This window comes from Chitiniphilus purpureus (assembly GCF_025642115.1).
In the GTDB taxonomy this organism is placed as follows: Bacteria; Pseudomonadota; Gammaproteobacteria; order Burkholderiales; family Chitinibacteraceae; genus Chitiniphilus; species Chitiniphilus purpureus.
In genome coordinates, this window is record NZ_CP106753.1 from 3,247,594 (window position 1) to 3,265,775 (window position 18,182).

The 18,182-nt window shown below is 58.1% G+C and carries 14 protein-coding genes and 1 pseudogene; 1 reads left to right on the plus strand and 14 read right to left on the minus strand.

From position 1 onward, the window contains the following. Nucleotides 1-33: 33 nt before the first annotated feature. Complete coding sequence (gene earP / locus N8I74_RS15020) at nucleotides 34-1,167, minus strand: elongation factor P maturation arginine rhamnosyltransferase EarP (protein ID WP_263123923.1); 1,134 nt, start codon at nucleotides 1,165-1,167, stop codon at nucleotides 34-36. Nucleotides 1,168-1,564: 397 nt separating this feature from the next. On the opposite strand from earP, the pseudogene N8I74_RS15025 reads away from it, so the two are divergent. After that, nucleotides 1,565-2,056, plus strand: a pseudogene (locus N8I74_RS15025) (FxDxF family PEP-CTERM protein); the annotation flags it as partial. 171 nt (nucleotides 2,057-2,227) lie between these two features. Here N8I74_RS15025 and wecC read toward each other — a convergent pair. The 13 genes from wecC to epsF all read right to left on the minus strand — a co-directional run bounded on the left by wecC (nucleotide 2,228) and on the right by epsF (nucleotide 18,177). Next, nucleotides 2,228-3,475: a UDP-N-acetyl-D-mannosamine dehydrogenase gene (gene wecC, locus N8I74_RS15030; RefSeq protein ID WP_263123925.1), complete on the minus strand. Its 1,248-nt coding sequence runs from the start codon at nucleotides 3,473-3,475 to the stop codon at nucleotides 2,228-2,230. Nucleotides 3,476-3,479: 4 nt separating this feature from the next. Further along, nucleotides 3,480-4,604: a non-hydrolyzing UDP-N-acetylglucosamine 2-epimerase gene (gene wecB / locus N8I74_RS15035; protein ID WP_263123926.1), complete on the minus strand. Its 1,125-nt coding sequence runs from the start codon at nucleotides 4,602-4,604 to the stop codon at nucleotides 3,480-3,482. After that, nucleotides 4,601-5,350 carry a WecB/TagA/CpsF family glycosyltransferase gene (locus tag N8I74_RS15040; RefSeq protein WP_263123927.1) on the minus strand — a complete coding sequence of 250 codons (750 nt, stop codon included), beginning with the start codon at nucleotides 5,348-5,350 and terminating at the stop codon, nucleotides 4,601-4,603. Before N8I74_RS15040 ends, wecB begins: the two co-directional genes overlap by 4 nt. Nucleotides 5,351-5,473: 123 nt before the next feature. After that, the gene (locus tag N8I74_RS15045) at nucleotides 5,474-7,456 is read right to left on the minus strand and encodes a heparinase II/III domain-containing protein (protein ID WP_263123928.1); all 1,983 of its coding nucleotides are present in this window, start codon (nucleotides 7,454-7,456) and stop codon (nucleotides 5,474-5,476) included. A gap of 190 nt (nucleotides 7,457-7,646) precedes the next feature. Then, on the minus strand, nucleotides 7,647-8,708 hold the full coding sequence (locus N8I74_RS15050; RefSeq protein ID WP_263123929.1) for a glycosyltransferase family 4 protein: 1,062 nt from the start codon (nucleotides 8,706-8,708) through the stop codon (nucleotides 7,647-7,649). Beyond that, nucleotides 8,705-9,970, minus strand: a complete 1,266-nt coding sequence (locus N8I74_RS15055; RefSeq protein ID WP_263123930.1) for a phenylacetate--CoA ligase family protein — start codon at nucleotides 9,968-9,970, stop codon at nucleotides 8,705-8,707. Before N8I74_RS15055 ends, N8I74_RS15050 begins: the two co-directional genes overlap by 4 nt. Next, a complete protein-coding gene (locus N8I74_RS15060) occupies nucleotides 9,967-11,025 on the minus strand; it encodes a glycosyltransferase family 2 protein (RefSeq protein ID WP_263123931.1) in 1,059 nt (352 codons plus the stop codon). The genes N8I74_RS15055 and N8I74_RS15060 overlap by 4 nt, the downstream gene beginning before the upstream one ends. Before the next feature lie 35 nt (nucleotides 11,026-11,060). Next, nucleotides 11,061-12,590 carry a lipopolysaccharide biosynthesis protein gene (locus N8I74_RS15065; protein WP_263123932.1) on the minus strand — a complete coding sequence of 510 codons (1,530 nt, stop codon included), beginning with the start codon at nucleotides 12,588-12,590 and terminating at the stop codon, nucleotides 11,061-11,063. 254 nt (nucleotides 12,591-12,844) lie between these two features. Continuing rightward, nucleotides 12,845-14,350 carry a hypothetical protein gene (locus N8I74_RS15070; protein WP_263123933.1) on the minus strand — a complete coding sequence of 502 codons (1,506 nt, stop codon included), beginning with the start codon at nucleotides 14,348-14,350 and terminating at the stop codon, nucleotides 12,845-12,847. Further along, the gene (epsI, locus tag N8I74_RS15075) at nucleotides 14,347-15,024 is read right to left on the minus strand and encodes an exosortase-associated protein EpsI, B-type (RefSeq protein WP_263123934.1); all 678 of its coding nucleotides are present in this window, start codon (nucleotides 15,022-15,024) and stop codon (nucleotides 14,347-14,349) included. The genes N8I74_RS15070 and epsI overlap by 4 nt, the downstream gene beginning before the upstream one ends. Beyond that, nucleotides 15,021-15,905: an exosortase B gene (xrtB, locus tag N8I74_RS15080; RefSeq protein ID WP_263123935.1), complete on the minus strand. Its 885-nt coding sequence runs from the start codon at nucleotides 15,903-15,905 to the stop codon at nucleotides 15,021-15,023. The genes epsI and xrtB overlap by 4 nt, the downstream gene beginning before the upstream one ends. Continuing rightward, nucleotides 15,902-16,777, minus strand: coding sequence for a chain length determinant protein tyrosine kinase EpsG (gene epsG, locus N8I74_RS15085; protein WP_263123936.1), 876 nt, complete (start codon nucleotides 16,775-16,777; stop codon nucleotides 15,902-15,904). Before epsG ends, xrtB begins: the two co-directional genes overlap by 4 nt. An 11-nt stretch (nucleotides 16,778-16,788) precedes the next feature. Beyond that, complete coding sequence (epsF, locus tag N8I74_RS15090) at nucleotides 16,789-18,177, minus strand: chain length determinant protein EpsF (protein WP_263123937.1); 1,389 nt, start codon at nucleotides 18,175-18,177, stop codon at nucleotides 16,789-16,791. Nucleotides 18,178-18,182: the final 5 nt, after the last annotated feature.

Consider the following 18,182-nt stretch of genomic DNA (forward strand, 5'->3'; position numbering starts at 1 on the left):
CCCGTTACTGCGATTGAAAAATAGAAAAACTCGTCATTGTAGCCTGGAGCGCGCAAAACTGACCAGATTCGCCGCCAGTTCGCCACTGTGGACAAGCTGTGCGCCCCAGCGCAGGGCGTGCACGTTCCAGCTTGGCAGCAGCGGCAGCAATGCGGCCGCATCCAGGTTTCCTGCACCGTTCCAGGCACGCCAGCAGGCGGCAAGCACGGCGGCTTCGCCGGCCGGCCACTGTGCCAGATAACGCGCGAGAAACGCATCGAGCTTGATGTGATGCGCCCCCGCCTCCTGCGGATAGATCTGCCACACGAACGGTCGCTGAGCCCACTGTGCCCGCACGAAGCTGTCCTCACCGCGTACGAAATTCAGATCGCAACTCCATAGCAGCAGATCGTATTCGGACTGTGGCAGGAACGGGATGCCCTGCACCGTCAGCGTGCCCGAGGTATGCCGCTCGCCGACGCGGAGCGCAGGTATGCCAAGCGCCTGCGACAGCGCCGGCACCACCTTGCCCGGCGGCACCAGCACCTGCACCGGGCTGGTGCTGCGGCGCCATGTCTCGACCAGGGGCTGCAGCGGCGGCTGTTCATAGGCAAACAACGACACCCGCAACGCGCCAGGTAGCGGGGGGACCTTGAGCCGGCCCGCCAGCCAGGCCCGGGCGTCTGCCTCACGCCACGCATCACGCCGCGCCATCAGGTCCGCCTCCCGCAAGAGGCCGCCGGTATCGGGCGTGAAACCGGGGAAGAAGAAATACTTGGTGATACCGCCGCCTTGCGGCGAAGCCAACCCGTGACAACCGGCCACCCAATCCTCGGCGGACAGGTATTCGAGATTGATCCACAACGGCGCAGGGGTGGCACCCCGCAGCGCCCGCTGCCAGGCATCAGGCAAGGTGCAGGCAAAGGCCTCGACCGCCACGGCGCCCGGCTGCCAGTCCGGCGGCGGTGTGTCGGCCCAGCGATGCACCTGCACGCCCTCCAGTTCCTGGCAACTACGCTCCGGCCGCAGCGTCGGGCAAAGCGGGGCAAAACAAGCGAGATCGTCCACCCACAGGCGCACAGCGATGCCATGTTCATGGGTGAGTGCGCGGGCCAGACGCCAGCACACGCCGATATCGCCGTAATTGTCGACGACCCGGCAAAAGAGATCCCATATTGGCAATGTCATTTCGTCGCGCTTCCCTTACGAAGCACTTGTCCATGAAAAACCGCGGATTGTTGCACTAGCTCGGCAACCGTTGGTCTGCAAAGGGTATTTTCACAACTCATTTTGTTGCGCCGGCCATTAATCAGAAAGCCATTTGTATGTTGATTTATAAACAGAAAACTCGATTCAGAGCCCCGACAGGAACCGACTTTAGTACAGCTTATTTTTAACACTACCGCTCATCCGAATCCCTTGACTTGCCTCTCACTTTATTTGCTCAACTCCCTTAGTATTTGCGCTGCCGGTAAGCACCGCGGTAAGAAGGTGCGTCGGCGAATGCATATAACGGACCATTTTGAATACTACTTGAAAGGAGTGTCACCCTATGCACGTCAAGTTGAAATTGGCTGCTGCTGCAATTGCGTTGATGGCCGCTGGTGCCCAAGCCACGGTGTTTGAGTGGGATGATCACGATATCCTGGAAACGCAAACGGTGAAGTACGGCAAGGTCCACAGCGGCCAAGCGTTCGAAGACTTCTTCACCTTCGAACTCGACGATCCGTCCCACCTGTGGACCGCTGCGGTTTCGGCCAACCTGATCAACCGTTTCCGCGTCGAACAAGGTTCGGTCGAACTGTTCGCCGGCACCTATGGCGACAACGTGGCCGATGTGTCGCTGGGCGCCTATGCCTTTGACGGCAGCACCGGCAGCACCGACCATCAATTCAGCAACCTGGCAGCAGGCGACTACTACTACAAGGTCAACGGTGTGATCACCGGTACCCTGGGTGGTCAATATGTGCTGACCTCGACCATCGCCCCGGTTCCGGAACCCGAAACCTATGCGCTGATGGGCCTGGGTCTGGCCGGCCTGATCGCCGCACGTCGCAAGAAGCATCAGGCCAAGTAAGCCTGTTCGCCTGATATACCCGCAGTAATGAAGAAGGGCTCCGAGCAATCGGAGCCCTTCTTTTTCATCTGATGCCGCCTGGTGATCCGATTCCAGGCCCGCCCGGCGCACGGCGCGCCAGGCAGCCTGTTATCGATCATGCAACGGGTGGTCTATAACACCCGCCGGTCTTCAGCGTGACCAGAAGAAACCGCGGGTATCGATCACCACCCGGGTCTGCAGCTTTTCGCGGCGGACACGCTTGAATTGCTTGTGGTCGACCAGCAATATCACGATATCGGCTTCATCGATCGCCTCATCCGCCGCAACCAGATCCACTTTGCCTTCCAATTTGGCGGGCAGCTTGGAAATATGCGGCTCCACCGCCAGCACCCGGCCCAATTGGCGCTCGGCCAGTTCAAGCACGATATCCATTGCCGGGCTTTCACGCAGATCGTCGATATCGGCCTTGAACGAGAGTCCCAGGCACGCAATCACCGGATTCTTGAAGCGATCGGCTGCGCGGGCCACCTGCTCGACCACATGGTGCGGCTTGTTGTCGTTCACCTCGCGCGCGGTACGGATGATCCGGGCCTCTTGCGGTGCGGAGTCGACGATGAACCAGGGGTCGACTGCAATGCAATGCCCGCCGACACCAGGGCCGGGCTTGAGGATGTTGACGCGCGGATGGCGGTTGGCCAGTTCGATCAATTCCCACACATTGATCCCGAGCTTGTCGCTGATCAGCGAAAGCTCGTTGGCGAACGCGATATTGACGTCGCGGAACGAGTTCTCGGTGAGCTTGGCCATTTCGGCGGTACGGCTGTCGGTCAGCAGGCACTCGCCGCGCACGAAGATCTGGTACAGGTCGGCCGCCATCTCGGCTGCCTTGGTGGTCATGCCGCCAACGATGCGGTCGTTCTCAACCAGCTCGCGCAGCACATGCCCGGGCAACACCCGTTCCGGGCAATAGGCAAGCTGGATATCCGCCGCGTCGCCGGCCTGTTGCGGGAAGGACAGGTCCGTACGGTACTCGGCAAGCCAGCCGGCCAGCTGCTCGGTGGCCCCCACCGGCGAGGTGGATTCCAGAATGATCAGGTTGCCTTCGCGCAGCACCGGGGCGATGGCGCGCGCGGCAGCCTCGATATAGGACAGGTCGGGCTTGTGGCCGTCCTTGAACGGGGTCGGCACGGCGATGATGAAGGCGTCGGCTTCCTGCGGCGAGGTGCGTGCGACCAGGTTGCCTTCCTTGACCACGTGGTGCACGAGACCATCCAGGTCCGGTTCGACGATGTGCACTTGGCCGCGGTTGATCGTGTCGACCGCGTGCTGGTTCACATCCACGCCGATCACCTTGATGCCGCGGCTGGCCAGTACCGTCGCGGTCGGCAGACCGATGTAGCCCAGGCCGATCATGGCCACCGTGTTGAACTTGTACATGCTGTTATGCGCTCCAGTTAGCGAGGATATCAATGATGCGGCGCGCGGCCTGGCCGTCGCCGTAGGGGTTGTGTGCCCGGCTCATCGCCAGGTAGGCCGCTTCGTCGTCCAAGAGGCGGGTGGCCTCGGCCACGATGAGTGCGCGGTCGGTGCCCACGAGCTTGACCGTCCCGGCAGCCACGGCCTCCGGGCGTTCGGTGGTATCGCGCATCACCAGCACCGGCTTGCCCAGCGAAGGCGCTTCCTCCTGCACGCCGCCGCTGTCGGTCAGGATCAGGTCGGCACGCCCCATCAGGTAGACGAAGGGCAGGTAGTCCTGCGGGTCGATCAGGTGCACATTGGGGCGGTTGGCGAGAGTGCGTCTGACCGGCTCCTGCACATTGGGGTTGAGGTGGACCGGGTAAACGATCTCGACATCCGGCCGCTCGGCCAGCTCGCCCAGCGCCGCGCAGATGTTCTCGAAGCCGCCGCCGAAGTTCTCGCGGCGATGTCCGGTGACGAGGATCAGGCGCTTGGACGCATCCAGGAACGCGAAACGCGTCGCCATCCGGTCCGCCAGCGCGGCATCCTCGCGCAGCCGCTGGTCGACCTGCAGCAATGCGTCGATCACGGTGTTGCCGGTCACATGCAGCGTGGCCGGCTCGATGCCTTCGCGCAGCAGGTTGCCCTCGGCGGTGGTTGTGGGCGCGAAATGCAGCGCGCTGATCGCCCCGGCGATCTTGCGGTTCATTTCCTCCGGCCAGGGGGAATAGATGTTGCCGGTGCGCAGGCCCGCCTCGACATGTCCGACCGGCACGCGCTGATAGAAGGCCGCCAGGCTCGCCGCCATCGTGGTCGTGGTATCGCCGTGGACCAGCAGCACGTCAGGGCGCCAGCGACCCAGCACCTCGCGCATCCCGCCAAGCACCCGCGTGGTCACGTCGGTCAGATCCTGCCCCGGCTGCATCAGATCCAGATCGAATTCGGGCTTGATCGCAAACAGCTCCAGCACCTGGTCCAGCATCTGCCGGTGCTGGGCGGTGACGCACACCTTGGCCTCGAAACGGGCATCGGCCTGCAGCGCGGCCACCACCGGCGCCATCTTGATCGCTTCGGGCCGGGTGCCGAAGACCACCATCACTTTCTTCATGCGCGCTGCTCCCGCACGAACGGCCGCTTGAGCATCGCCTTGGCCAGCATCACGAAAAAGTACATATCGTCGATGAAATAGCGTTTGAACATACGGCGCGGCTCCTGCAGGAAGCGGTAGAACCATTCAAAGCCGGTCTTTTGCATCCATACCGGCGCGCGGCGGGTCTTGCCCACCATCACGTCGAAGGTGCCGCCCACCCCCATGGCGAACGGCACTTTCATCTGCTCCTGGTAGCGGCCGAGGAACTGTTCCTTCTTGGGCGAGGTGATGGCGACGAACAGGATGTCGGGCCGTGCCTCGGCCACCTGCCGTACCACGTCGGCCTCCTGCTCGGGAGTCCAGTAGCCATTGCGGTAGCCGGCCAGTTGCAGCGCGGGATACATGCCCTGGAACTTGGACGCCACCGCGCTCACCACTTCCTCACGGGCGCCCAGCAGGTAGACGCGCCAGCCCTGCTCGGCCGAATGGCGCATCAGGTTCTCGAACAGGTCCACCCCGGTGACCCGCTCCTTCAACGGCTTGCCCAGGAGCTTGGAAGCCCACACCACCGGCATGCCATCGGCATTGATCAGCGCGCATTCATTGATGATCTGCCGGAGTGCGGGGTCGCGATGTGCCTTGACCACCTTGTCGGCGTTGATGACCACGTGCTGGTGCGGCCGCCCCGAGGCGATGAACTCACCGACCCGGCTCAGCGTTTCCTGCATGGAGAGGTTGTCTACGTCGCAACCCAGTATGTTCATCCTGCTCATGTCGTGTGCCTCTTATTTGAGCCGCCGGCAAACACCTGCCGGCGGCGTTGTGCTCAGTTGTCGTACCCGTCGTGCCGCTTCATTCCCCATCGTGCTGCCCGCCTGCCGGGCGCATCATTCGATGCGCAGCAGGCCATCCGGGCCTGCCTTGATGCGGTAGCGGTCGATCGCCAGCTGCCCCTTGTCGAACGTGGCGGCAGGCAACGACCGACAGCCGATGTCCAGTACGAACAGGTAATCGGCGCTGGCGCTAGGCGCACGGGCGACGAAACGTGCGTGCCATGGCACGGCATTGCGCTTGCCCCGCTCCAACGGCCACCGCTGTGCATCGCCCTCGACGAAATCGCTGTCCGGGCCGCCCACCTGCTTGACGCACAGCGAGCGCGCGCCCTCACCCATCTGCTGGTAGCCGCCGCGCGCCGCATGCCAGCCAGTGGTGCTGTGCAGGTTCCACTCCCAACGGCGCGGCGTGGCCGACGCCAGCAGGTCGCGTACCACCAGCAGGTTCGGCCGCAGATAGGCCCAGCCGCGCACATACCGTGTCAGCGCGCCACCGTAGGCGCCGGTGAGATCGGCGGCCACCGTATCGTTGGCGCCGGTGTTGAAATCAACGAAACGCACGCCCGGCGCCGCACTGCCCAGGGGCTGTCCCTGACCGCCGTCGAACGTCACCACATTGTGCGCGACCGTGTTGCGATACCAGTGCTTCCAGTGCGGTGAGCCATACCAGTCGTAGGCGCCGTTGCTGCCGGCCAGGATCTTGCCGTTGGCATGGATCAGGAATGCCCCCTGGTCGGCATGGCTGTGGTTGATGCTGCTGCCACGCGGGTCGGCCTTGAGGTAGATCGACACCTCGCGCCCGCCGGCCTGACGGTGCATGGCGACGATCCCGCTGTCGGGAAACAGTGCAGCGTCGGCCTTGGCGGGAAAGTGAACTGCCGCAGCAGGAGCGGGGGCTGCGCTACTCAATACCACTGCCGGCTTGCGTGCGGTCCGGGGGAACTGTGCGGCATACCATGCTGCATAGGGTGAAGCGACGCGATCCATGAGCCCCAACACATGGTTTGGATCAACCGGCGTTTCATGGCCATCGCCGAACAGGCTTTCCGGCGCGCCTGGAGGCAGTGCATAGGCGAAGAAGCGCGGCACATTGTGCAGCCAGATGTGCTGGTAGGGATTAAAACGGGTGGCAGCACGGATTGCATCCCACTGCGGTAGGTTGTTCACCAGATTCCATTGGAGATAGGCCCCGCCACTCAAATAGCCACCATCCTGAGCGCCAAAGGGATTGCCAGCATAAACATACCAACGCAGATGGCGCGAAAGCACCTCACGCGCAATTGCTGAATCGGGTGCCAGCAACGCAGCGGCCGCCAGCAGCGTCGCGATACCATTCGCATGCGTGGCGTTGTTAGGCCGCTGCCGGTAGGCATTGATATCGATATCACGCACAAAGGAGGCGATCCCCTGCTCAATGCGAAGACGTAACCGGTTACGCTCTGCTGTACCGAGGTCATCACCAACCACGTCGTAGGTATAAGCCAGGGCCCACAGGCGCGACCGCGCGGCACGCGGGTTATCCCGATACGACGGGGTGAACACGTCGCCTGCGCCAAGATCGGCAAGCACAGCGCGGATATCGCTCAGGTATGCGGGCTGTCCGGTGTGGTAATGCAACATCGAGCCGTACAACAATTGATTCGACCAGTGCTCCACCTCCTGATAAGCGTCGAGCGACTCCTTGCCAACAGCAACACTGGCAGCCCGTTTCATGCTGGTGGCCCCGACTCGTTCCAAGCGGCGGTAGGCGGCTTCGACCCTGGGGATAGCCCAGCGCCACTCATGTCTGGTGCGATTTTTGCCGTTGAATATGAATGGTCGACGCAACCCTTTGCGCCACAATGCCGACTCGGCAAAATCCTCCAGCTTGGGGCTGTCGGGGGTAATGTGAAAACAATTGGACGGGCCGTTGCTCCGCCCTCGCATCTCGACGCGCCAGCAGTATTCGCCCGGAGCCAGTGGCTGCGGCGCAATATAGTGATTGTCCTGAGTATCGACTGTGCGCAGTACCTTTCCGGCACGGTCGGTCAGCGTCAATCGATAAGATACACGGCCGCTGGCAGGCCAAGCGATGAAAGGTGGATTCTGGTAAAGGTCAAGTCCGGGTACCGGTAGGAACTGGGCCAAGGCAGGGCGAGATGAAGCATCTGCGTCTTCTTTTGCAACGCAGGGGCTTGGGGCAAGCACTAGCCCCAGCATGGCGCACAGAACCACAGTTCGTCGTGGTCTACTGCTTGACCACATCGTACAGCTCCTCCAATTGGGAACGAATCGCAGGGAACGAAAAAAACTGCCGTGCCCTTTCACGGGCATCACTTGCCAAGCTTAAATTGGCCGCAGGATGTTGCTTGGCCAATTGCATCAATGCTTGGCACAGTGCCTCGACGCTCTGGGGCTCGATCAGCAAGCCTGCGGAACCCTCGCCAAGCGCAAAAGGAATGCCACCGACACGGGTTGCCACGATTACCCGACCGTAAGCCATTGCTTCAAGCACACCGAACGGCAACGCTTCCAAGTGCGACGGCAACACAAACACACCGCATGTGCGTAGCAGTGCCTCCTTACGCTCGCCCGAAACCCAACCCACATATTCCAATGCGTCGGTCACGCCGTGTTCCTGGACCTTGCTCCAAAACCACGACATCTGGCCATCGCCCGCCACCGTCAGGCGCAACGGCACGCCCTCATCTCGCAATCTCCTTACCGCGACCAGCAATTCCTCAATGCCCTTGGCCGCTTCGATTCGTCCGAGATATAGCAAGGACAGTGGATCATGCAGGGTCTCCACCTGCTCAGGCCAAATGACTGCGTTGGGAATCACTAGTACCCGTACCGCAGGCGCCAATTGCGCTACCCACTCCCGCCATTCCGGACTGAGCACAATGACAGCGTCGGCCCCACGCAACATGCGCACCAACAAGCGGCCTATGAGCCGCTCGCGGTTACGTTCGTAATAATTGGGAAACATGCCTCCATGCAGATGAACGACATAAGGTCGGGCAAACAGACGGGCCAACTCAATGAACCCCAACTTACGCCACAAGCTGGCACGGGTTGCAACATGGACGTGCAACAGCGACACGCGACGGCATAACAGCAGCATGAGCAATTGCAACCAAGCCCCTAGCGCAACCAGAAACTTACGGGGCCGAGACGCATCGACGTAGCTGGAGATGTATCGCACGTCCAATTCAGTCAACAAACCAGCCTCACTAGCTGATTTGGCCCAGAAGGCCATACCCCCATGCGCCAACGGAGACGGCCCCACCATGACAACCTGTCGTTTCATTGCGGAAGACGCTCCATCTTCAATACGTAACGGCGTTTGCCATTGGCCTGAACTACGAAATCGCCGCTCTCACGCAATTCGTAATGGGCAAAATCCATGTCGTTGGATATCCGTGCTTCAAGCCGCGTACGATCGATCTTAGCCCCAGTGGTATCAAGCAGCAGTCGGATGTGCTGATCATCGAATAGCACTTGGTAAGCTTGGACACCAGGTTCGTGTTGCAAGAGTTGTGTGAAGTAGGCAGCGTGGAATAGGCGACCGCGACGATCGCGCACCACGTCATTGGCTCGCCCCATGACCCGCGCAATACGAGGGTAGCCACGGCCACACGGGCATGGGGTCGTGTCTAGTTCAACCAAGTCGCCGGTTTCATAACGCAGGAAAAACTGAGCATCGTTGGCAAAATCGGTGGTAACCAAACGGCCGTCAGACAACATTTCCACGTGACAACGATCGGTAATGACGTGAAAACCCAGGTGATGTTCGCACTCAAATGCGGAAACACCTGCATCATTGCAACCATAGTGATTGAATACCGGGCAACCAAAAGCACGGCCAATCCGTTCTCGCGCTTGCGGCGTCAAATTCTCGGCCGTAGTCACCACACCTCGAAGCGCAAAGCGCGGCGCCTCAGCCTGACGTAACACGTATTCAGCCAAACCATCAAGGGCGGTGGCATACCCGTAGAGGATACGTACACGCTGGCTTGTCAATTGTCGGATGTACTTCGCCATCCGCAAGTCATCCATACTATTGACAGAAAGCGTAAGTATATTCATCAACCCATAGAACACCCGCCGTTGCCAGCCAGAAGAAAACAAGGCCGAACCTGCAAGAAAGGCAACACGATCGCCAAGGCGGTACCCTGCCGTGCTCCAGGCCAACAGAATACCGGCCCAGAGAAAGGATTGCGCATGAACACTGGTTTCGTAGCGGAATGGCGTTCCAGTGGAACCACTGGTTTTCTTACCGATGCGCTTACCCTGGTACGCCACATTCCGAAACGCCTCCGGCGACTGCTGGATGAGCAACTTGGTCAGGATCGGCAACTCGGCATAGTCGCACGCTGGGAGTTCGCGATAAAACGCTGAATTTTTGCGGGCACTTTCTACCGTTGCCTGCAATTGTTCTCTACTGGCCTGTGCCAGCTTTTCAGGGTCGAGAAACTGCTGCTGCATCAGCTTACGATACAGCGACAACACATGGGTACCACGCAGTCGATCAATGAGGCCAAAGCGCAACTGGCCTAGCCATTCGCTCATTGATTGGCCTCCGTGAGTTTCACCGCGTCGATGCGCTTGTACGGCGAATCCAGCGGATGGAACAGGCCGCGCACCACCGCCGCCAGCCGGTAATGCCAATGGAAGTAGGAGAACGCGGTATCCAGCAGATTGCGCTTTTTCGCCAGCAGCGCCAGGAACACCAGCAGCCAGAGCGCGCCGGCGACGGCGGCGAGTGGCCACCAGGCCAGCCCGGCCAATGCCAGCAGTGCAAGGCCGGCCAGCAGCAACGGCTGCTTGCTGATGCCCAGCGCCCCCTTGGCGTAGCCGTGGCGCAATCCGGATTTGAGCAACATGCCTTCGGAACGGGCATAGCCATTGCGCCAGTGCCGCAGCAGCATAGCGCCGGTGCCCAGCGCATGGCCGGTGTGCTGCACTGCCGGCAGCGGCAGACGCACCATCTGCCAGCCCTTGGCGCGCAGCCGCATGCCCAGCTCGGCCTCCTCGTAGGCCGGCAGGAAGCGGTGCGCCAGATAGCCGGCCTGATCCACCGCCGCCTTGCGGTAGACGCCGCCGCCGTTGAGCCACGGTACGACGCCGGGCGTGGCGGACGGCTTCTTCTTCACCCGGCCGCGATCAAACATGTTGCGTACGCAGGTATCGATCAGCAGACCGCCGACGCCCGCCAATTCGGGACGACGCTCCAGCTCGGCCAGCGCGGCGGCGATGAAGCCCTGCTGCACCACCATGTCCCCGTCGATCAGGTACACATATTTGCCGCGCGCGAACTGGTACGCCAGCTGCGCCGCGGCGCCGGCTCCCCGGTCCTCAATCCGGCGCAGCTGTACGATCTGTACGGGGTAGCGTTGCGCGATCTCGACGGTACGGTCATTGGACAGGCTATCGGCGAGAATGAGCTCGCATTCGATGCCATTGGTCTCACGCAACAGCGCCTCGATGCAGGCGCTGATGTGCGTTTCCTCATTCAGCGCCTTGATCAGGACCGACAGCAATGGCTGCACCGCAGGCCATGCGGCAGGCGTGGTCCGGTCGCCCGTGTCGGCGCTGCGGCCCGGGTCGGTCGGGTTGGAATGCATTGTTCAAACTCTCTTTTAATAGGAATGCGGGAAGTTCACCACACAAACAACCGGCCCAGCCGGCCGGGCGCGACACGATTGACCCAATCGCGTTCATTGTCGCTAAATGGACGCAACCAGTGCAGCACCACCATGTAGACCAGAATGCCGACGAGACCCAGGGTATAGGCTGCAGCAGCATTGGAATGCGGAATGAACAGAACTCCCGCCGAAATAACAAGGGTAGTACTCACCAGCTTGCCAAAGCCGCGAAAATCAATGGCAATGCGAGCCCCACCGCGGCGCAAGCCATACCAGCACACCATGCACCACACCACTTCGCTTACCAATGCACCGCATACCACGCCCTGAGCACCGTACCAACGCCCCCCGATCAGTGCCACAGGCAAACCGGAAATCGCAGCCAGTGTCGCTATTAAGGTGATATTGGGAGAACCGGTAGACATGTTGATCATGGCGAATGCGGTATGGACACATTGAAGCGACACCACCAGTATCATCACCAGCATGATGGGGTAAGCACCACCGTATTTTCCATGACTAATTAAATCGAGGAAAGGTTCGCCGGCGTAGACAAAGAAAATCAGCAATGGCAGCAAGGTGAAGTAATTCATCTTCACTACGAAATTGAACATGTCATCCAATACCTGCGGATTTTGACTGGCGGTATAACGTGCCACGAACATTGGCCGGATCACACCCAGCAGAAGATAGCCAGGCAGATAATTGCGCAACATATCTGACAATGCCAAGGCAAAGCCGTAATACGCCGCTTGCACCAGACCGGCAAACTTACCCACCAGGATACGAAGCATATTATTGCCGTAGATCTGCCCTAGCACTTGGCTGATATAGAATTGCAAGCACACCGAAAGCATGGCACGACGCCCACCCAGTTTTTCCGGCCCGCTATCCAGCACCCGTTCGCGGATGGTGTAGACAGCCAAGGTTACCAGGGCATAGAGGCAAGCTGCCGCAGTGGCGGCCAAATCGATAGTCAGTACCGCCTGCAGCGATGCTTCTTGATGTTGCCATACCAACCAGCCATAAGCAGGCATGCGCAAGGCGGAGCGCGCGAAATAGATGAATTGAGTATGCCCTTGCAACAATAGCGCCGGAAATAATTCAGTAAAGAAGCGCATTGCAGTTTCGAACACCAGCAATACCACGAAAAGTGCAAGCAATTGCGCACCCAACTGCAGATCAAATGCACCCGCCAGCTTATCGAAAACCAGGAATACAGCGCCAGCGCATATCACCGATAGTAGTTGCCGCAACGCGCAGCTCCACCACAAGGCACGATGCAACGCCCCGATGTAGCCCTTTACACGCAGCTCGGTAATGTATTTTTGCGCAAAAATCGACAGTCCAAATCCTGTATATAGATAAAAAATTTCGACGAACGCGAACACTGCGACGTATAAACCATAGTCGGCAGGCTCCAGCAATCGCGCCAAAAGCACCAATGCGCCAAAGGTAAACACTGCCGACGCGGCCTTACCGCCCAAGAAGTTGACGATACTGCGCTTGGCCCGCTGTGCAGTATAAGGGTGTGGCGCGTTCATAGTACCCATACCACTCCGCCGCCATTGCCTACTTCCGCCTCGGCCCCTAAAGCAACATGCAATCCAACAGCGTTTAAATACCCCCCCACTACAAAAGCAGGCACTATCGCACTCAATACGCCAGAATTAAGTGAACCCCCAAATCCCACCATGGTTAAATGCATAGAAGTGTTCTTGTTGGTCCAGCGAGCTCGACATGGATTGACACTCACACTGCACCTCTAAAACCCAAGCCACCGACCACCCCTCGTGGCTCACACGGCATATTTTTGGCCCTGCACAGGAAGATAGTCACGTACTGATGTGCACAGGTAGATATGATATATAACATAAGCAACAAAAAGAACCTGAAAGCCTGCAATACTGGTAAAAGAGGATTTATAAAAGAGAGAAACGATCAATATTACCGTAACCCCCCGCATGGGGGCTATCTGGCTACGCAACCAAGAATCCGACGTTTTCTTCAGCAATCGCCCTTGATCCCACCATATTACAATCAGAAACAGAAGGAAAACTGAAAACCCGAGAAGCCCGACATCCCACAGCATCGAAGCTGCATTGGTTAACCCTAAACCCAGGCCGATCAAAAGTGGATACTGGCGCGCAACTTCTCCACCAACGATCCCACCACTGGCCAGATTGGAGCTGCCAAGACCGTGCCCCATGAACATCTGCAGTATATTGTGCAACCCATGCTCCTTCCACCAGAAAGTCAGAACAGTGGTGCGATTCAAAGCAAGCCGGCCATAACCTCTGTCGCCAAAATTGTAGCCGTAGATATTCTCGACCTCTTCTAAAAATTGGCTCTTTGCAATAAAGGAAAAATAAATATATCCGGCACATCCAACAACCAGAAAAGTCAATATCAATATTGAAATGAAGCGGCCTGGATTCCTGATCAAATCATCCCAAAACAGGGTGAACAACATCAGCGGGATGTATACCACCACCACTTTCACTTCCCCAACAAAAAGTGGCGCCAGCACCAGGGCGGAAATCAATGCGGCCTTCTTTAAAGACCATAGCTTTTCCTTCCACAAAGCCAGTATAAAGCCCCATACAATGACCTGATACATGGCCATATCACCACTGGCACCACTTCCTGAAAATGAAGAACCAAACGTGCCACCTATCACATCAATGGGGATAATATCCCTGGCAATCGGCACCCTTGGCACGACGTACAATAATTGAAAAAGACATATTGGAAGCTGGATGAGTGCACCATAGAAAAATATTCGTCGCCACTTCCCCACCAGTACACTGGAAAACCCCAACGCCAGAGCTGCGGGAATCAACCCCCAAAATTGAAAAAGCCTCTTGAACCCAGCCACCACCTGCAAGGGATTGCTGAAGTTGATAAGCGAGGCCATCAAAGAATGGATTAAAAATGCGACCAGAAGGTAAATGTACCAAGGAATGAAATATCCATGCTTCCTGCCAGCCGATTGCAACAACCCCCAGCCGCCGACTGCAAAGCTGATGATTGCCAACACCCAACTAAGCTTATCAGATCCAGGCATCACCAATGGCAAAAGACCAACAACGTACAGGCCCGAGAAGAACACAAAATGGATTGCCAAATCTGGTCTGATGAAAAGGAATACGGAAAACGCAAGCCCGACAACCGGGCCGATAATCAGAACACTATTGGTTACCGCGGCCAAACCGGCCAATATGGAAAACAAGCAAAGCCCGAAAACCACCAATACCTTGAAGAACACCTCACGCAAATAGGGTTGCGAAACTGGATTATTCATGCGCCATTTCCGAAGAACAACACCCGGGTTTGCGTCGGCAACGTCCGATAGAGGGTTTGAACAAATAGCTTGTTCAACGCAAGACCAGCGGCTTGATCCGAATCCAGCGTTGACACTCGAAATACCATGCCATCTGGAATGATCTGGCGAAGGCCATAACCAATCTGTACGAGTTTCTGCTCTGCGGTACTGCCAACCACACGTTCGCCCATGGTGACCCAATAGGTAACAGCTTCATGGCGGGGCCCGAGCTTGGCAGCCAAAGTGCGAACCTGCATGGCCTCCCCACCCAGTTGCAGTTGCTTGTTCACCGGCGGGTCTATCGTAAAGCCCTGTGCGGGATAGCAGATATCCGGACGATGTAACCTGAAGTCGTCACGCTGATCCTTGCCATAAGCAATCGACAGCATAACCCGTCGGCCCCGGCTATCCACGTAAACGCGGCTCAACGTCTCCGAATAGATGCGTGAGAGCTGGGCCGCCAAGTCAGGGGGAACTTCAACCACGCCTTGCACCGACTCCAGACGCCAATCACCGATCTGAGCCGGAATCATCCGCTCTAGATTGATTTGATGCTGATCAGCCAAAGGTTTAGTTGGCTTCATTGCCCATGCCAATGCTGCTGCAACAAGCATCATTACAGACAATGGAATCTGCCAGCGAAACTGGTTCATGCCCCCCCCTTGTTGCGAAAAACCAATCCAAGCAGACGGTCGAGAATGAAAAGCGAGCTGAGTGCGGCAGCAAATAGAAACAGGCCGGCGGCGCCGTGCACGAACCCTTGCCCTGCCTCATCACCAAAATGGTAGGTGACGAGTACGAGTGCAATAACGCGCAGGATATTGGCAAAGAAAGCCAACGGCAGAATGGCAGCAATCAGCAGCAGGTTGCGCACTACGCTCGCATGCCCATTGAGGTAGACATATAGCAGCCCGATTGCCGACAGGCTGACCATCGAATTGAGGCCTGAACATGCATCAGCAACCAGCAGCTGGTACTGCCCCACATTGAGCAGCACGCCGCTGCGCGCAATGGGATAACCAGCGGCATAAAGTACGTGTTCCGCAATGCTCGAGACTTCCTGTTTAAGGGAGGCGGTCAGCGCGTCAATAATGAAGCCGGGCAACGGCAGTAGAAACAGCATGAAGAAAAGTGCAAAAATGCACACACGTACTGCCGGCCATCCACGCCTGGCCAACAGCATGGCCATTGCAAATGGGATAAACGCACCGATTTCCAACAACAGAATCCCTTGCGACCGACCAAAGGCGTAGCACAGCATTCCCAGCATGCCAAAGCCAAGGCAGGCCACCTTTGCCGGACGTTCGGGCAGGACAGCCAGCACCATGCGCTTTTGCCAGAACAACCACAATACCATTGCAAGGATGATGGGGCCGTGCCCCAGCTCCTCGCTCTGCCACAAGGTCGTGGTCAGGGTATAAATAGTAGGCAGCGCGATGGCAGCCAACGCAATGCAGAGCAAGAAATTGCGCATCACAAATTCGCCTAACCCACCAAATGCAGGCGCGGCAGCCGCATCAACACGAACCGTCATTTCTTGCGTCCCCCTTCGTCTAGCACTGCACCGATGATTTGGGCACCAGCAGCTTCCAATTGGGTCTGCAGTTGCGAAAGCTCACTCCAACGGGAACGGTGGCGCTCCGCAACCAAAACCATGCCGCGTACCCGTGCTGCAATAAGTTGTTGATCTGCAGCATCGGTTGCTGGCGGTGTATTGACGATCACAACGTCGTAAGCCGCGGCCAACCTCTCCAATGCCTGTGGAAAGGCCGCACGAGACAACAACTCCTGGGGATTTGGCGCTGGAGTACCAGCGCTAAGCAGTGCCAACCCTGGCAATACTGAGATTGGTTGTGCGCAATCCTCGGTGCAGCGTCCGATCAACAGATCAGACAACCCTTGTCGGTTGTCTGTGTAGAACAGGTCGTGCAACGAGGGTCGACGCAAATTTGCATCGATCAGCAACGTCCGCTCACCCAACTGCGAAAACACAATCGCAAGATTGGCTGCGAACAGCGCAGTGGCCGCACGCATGTCGAAGCCAGCCAACCCGACCACCTTGTTACCCTGAGCCATCCAGCGCAGCACCAATTGGCTACGTAGGCTACGCAGTGCTTCCGCGGCAGGACTGAACGGGTGATAAGCAGCGATAAGATCAGGGCTGAGTGACGAGTCGTTAGAAGCCAAGTAGGAATACGAAAATTGCTGCGCCAGCGCATGCCGCAGATCGGCTTCGGTCAAATACCCCAAGCGGACAGCCGCCTGACCAAAACGCAACCCTTCCTCCTGATGGACTTCGAGGATATGGGCGGTCTGCTGCGGTGTAAGCTTGCCCATTTCCAACAATACCCTACCGATATGACGGGCTTCGGGAGGCAACATGCTGCCCAAGGATTCCTGTTTCATTGCGCGTCTCTCTAGGCGGGTTGGATGGCAGGGGATTTCGAGAACCGTGCCCAACGACGGCGGCGTGGCGGTGCCAACGACAAGGCCCCCAGCACCGGCAGGGATAGTCCATGCTGGATGTCATGCTCTGTGCGCACACGCCGATCGAGCAGCTCGAACAACAAGGCAAACCCCACACCAAGAAGGCCCCCGATCAAAATGGCCAACACCAGATTGAGCAGCAGTCTGGGGCTGGATGGCTTGATCGGTATCGGCGCAGCCTTCAGCACAGAAATATTGGTAGCTTCCGAACGGCTTTCCAGCATCGATTGGGAATAGCGATCCAGTGCTTGTTCGTAGGCGCGTTGGGCGTTTTCCACCTGCCGCTGCAGTACTTCGAGCTCGGTGCGCTCGGATTTGAGCTTGAGCACCCGCTCCTTCTGCGCGGCTAAAGCACCTTGCAGTGCGGCCTGTCGAGATGCGGAATTATTGGCTGCGCTCGACAATCCGTCGGCATACTGCCGGGTCAATGTTGCAAGCTCGTTGCGGGTTGCTTCCAACTCCGCCCTGGCCGCGACGTAGTGGGGATGATTCGGCCCAACCTTCTGCGCCAGCTCGTCAAACTTGGCCTGCTGCTGCGCCAGTTGGCTTTTCAATTGCTGGATCAGCGGATTGTTGAGCACATCCGGCGCAGAATCCTGGCCGCGTGCACGTGCGCGCGCATCATAGGTCTGCGACTGGGCAAGCACTGTTTGCGACGAAAGGTCATTCAAGCGCTGGGTCTCGGTATCAAGCCTTTCATCCGACGCGACAATGCCGCGTTCGCGTTGGTAATCCGAGTAATTGCGTTGGGCACGCTCCAGATTCGCTTGCAGCGTCTTGAGCTGGGCTTCAAAGAACACTGAATTCTGCTGTGCCGCACTTGTACGGATATTACTGACCGTCTTGATATATGCCTGGGCAAAGGCATTGGCGATCACTGAAGCAAAACGCGGATCAGGTGCTGTGTAGTTCAGATAGATTACGCGGCTTTCGTGAGCCGGCTCGACCTCCAGCGAGCGTAACAGCGACTGGGCCAACCAGTCGCGAATTTCGCCTCGTCCTTCTGTTTCTTTCAAAAAGGCCTCTCGCGACTCTGGCAGCTTGTCCAGCCCTAACTGATCAACAACATTAAGTGCCGTACCATGGCTGCTGATGATCTGCGCCTGCGTACTCATATAATCCGGTGCCAGTACATTTGGGGTGGCCAGACCATTGATAGGATCGACCGCCTTGGAATCTACGGTCAGCACCACCTCCGCCGTGTACTGTTTAGGCAACAGCAAACTGACGACCATTGCAGTGCCGACCACCAGTACGAACACCAGCAACGATATCCAGAAACGTGCCTTCAACACCTGGAAAAACTGCTCAAGATTCATCGTGA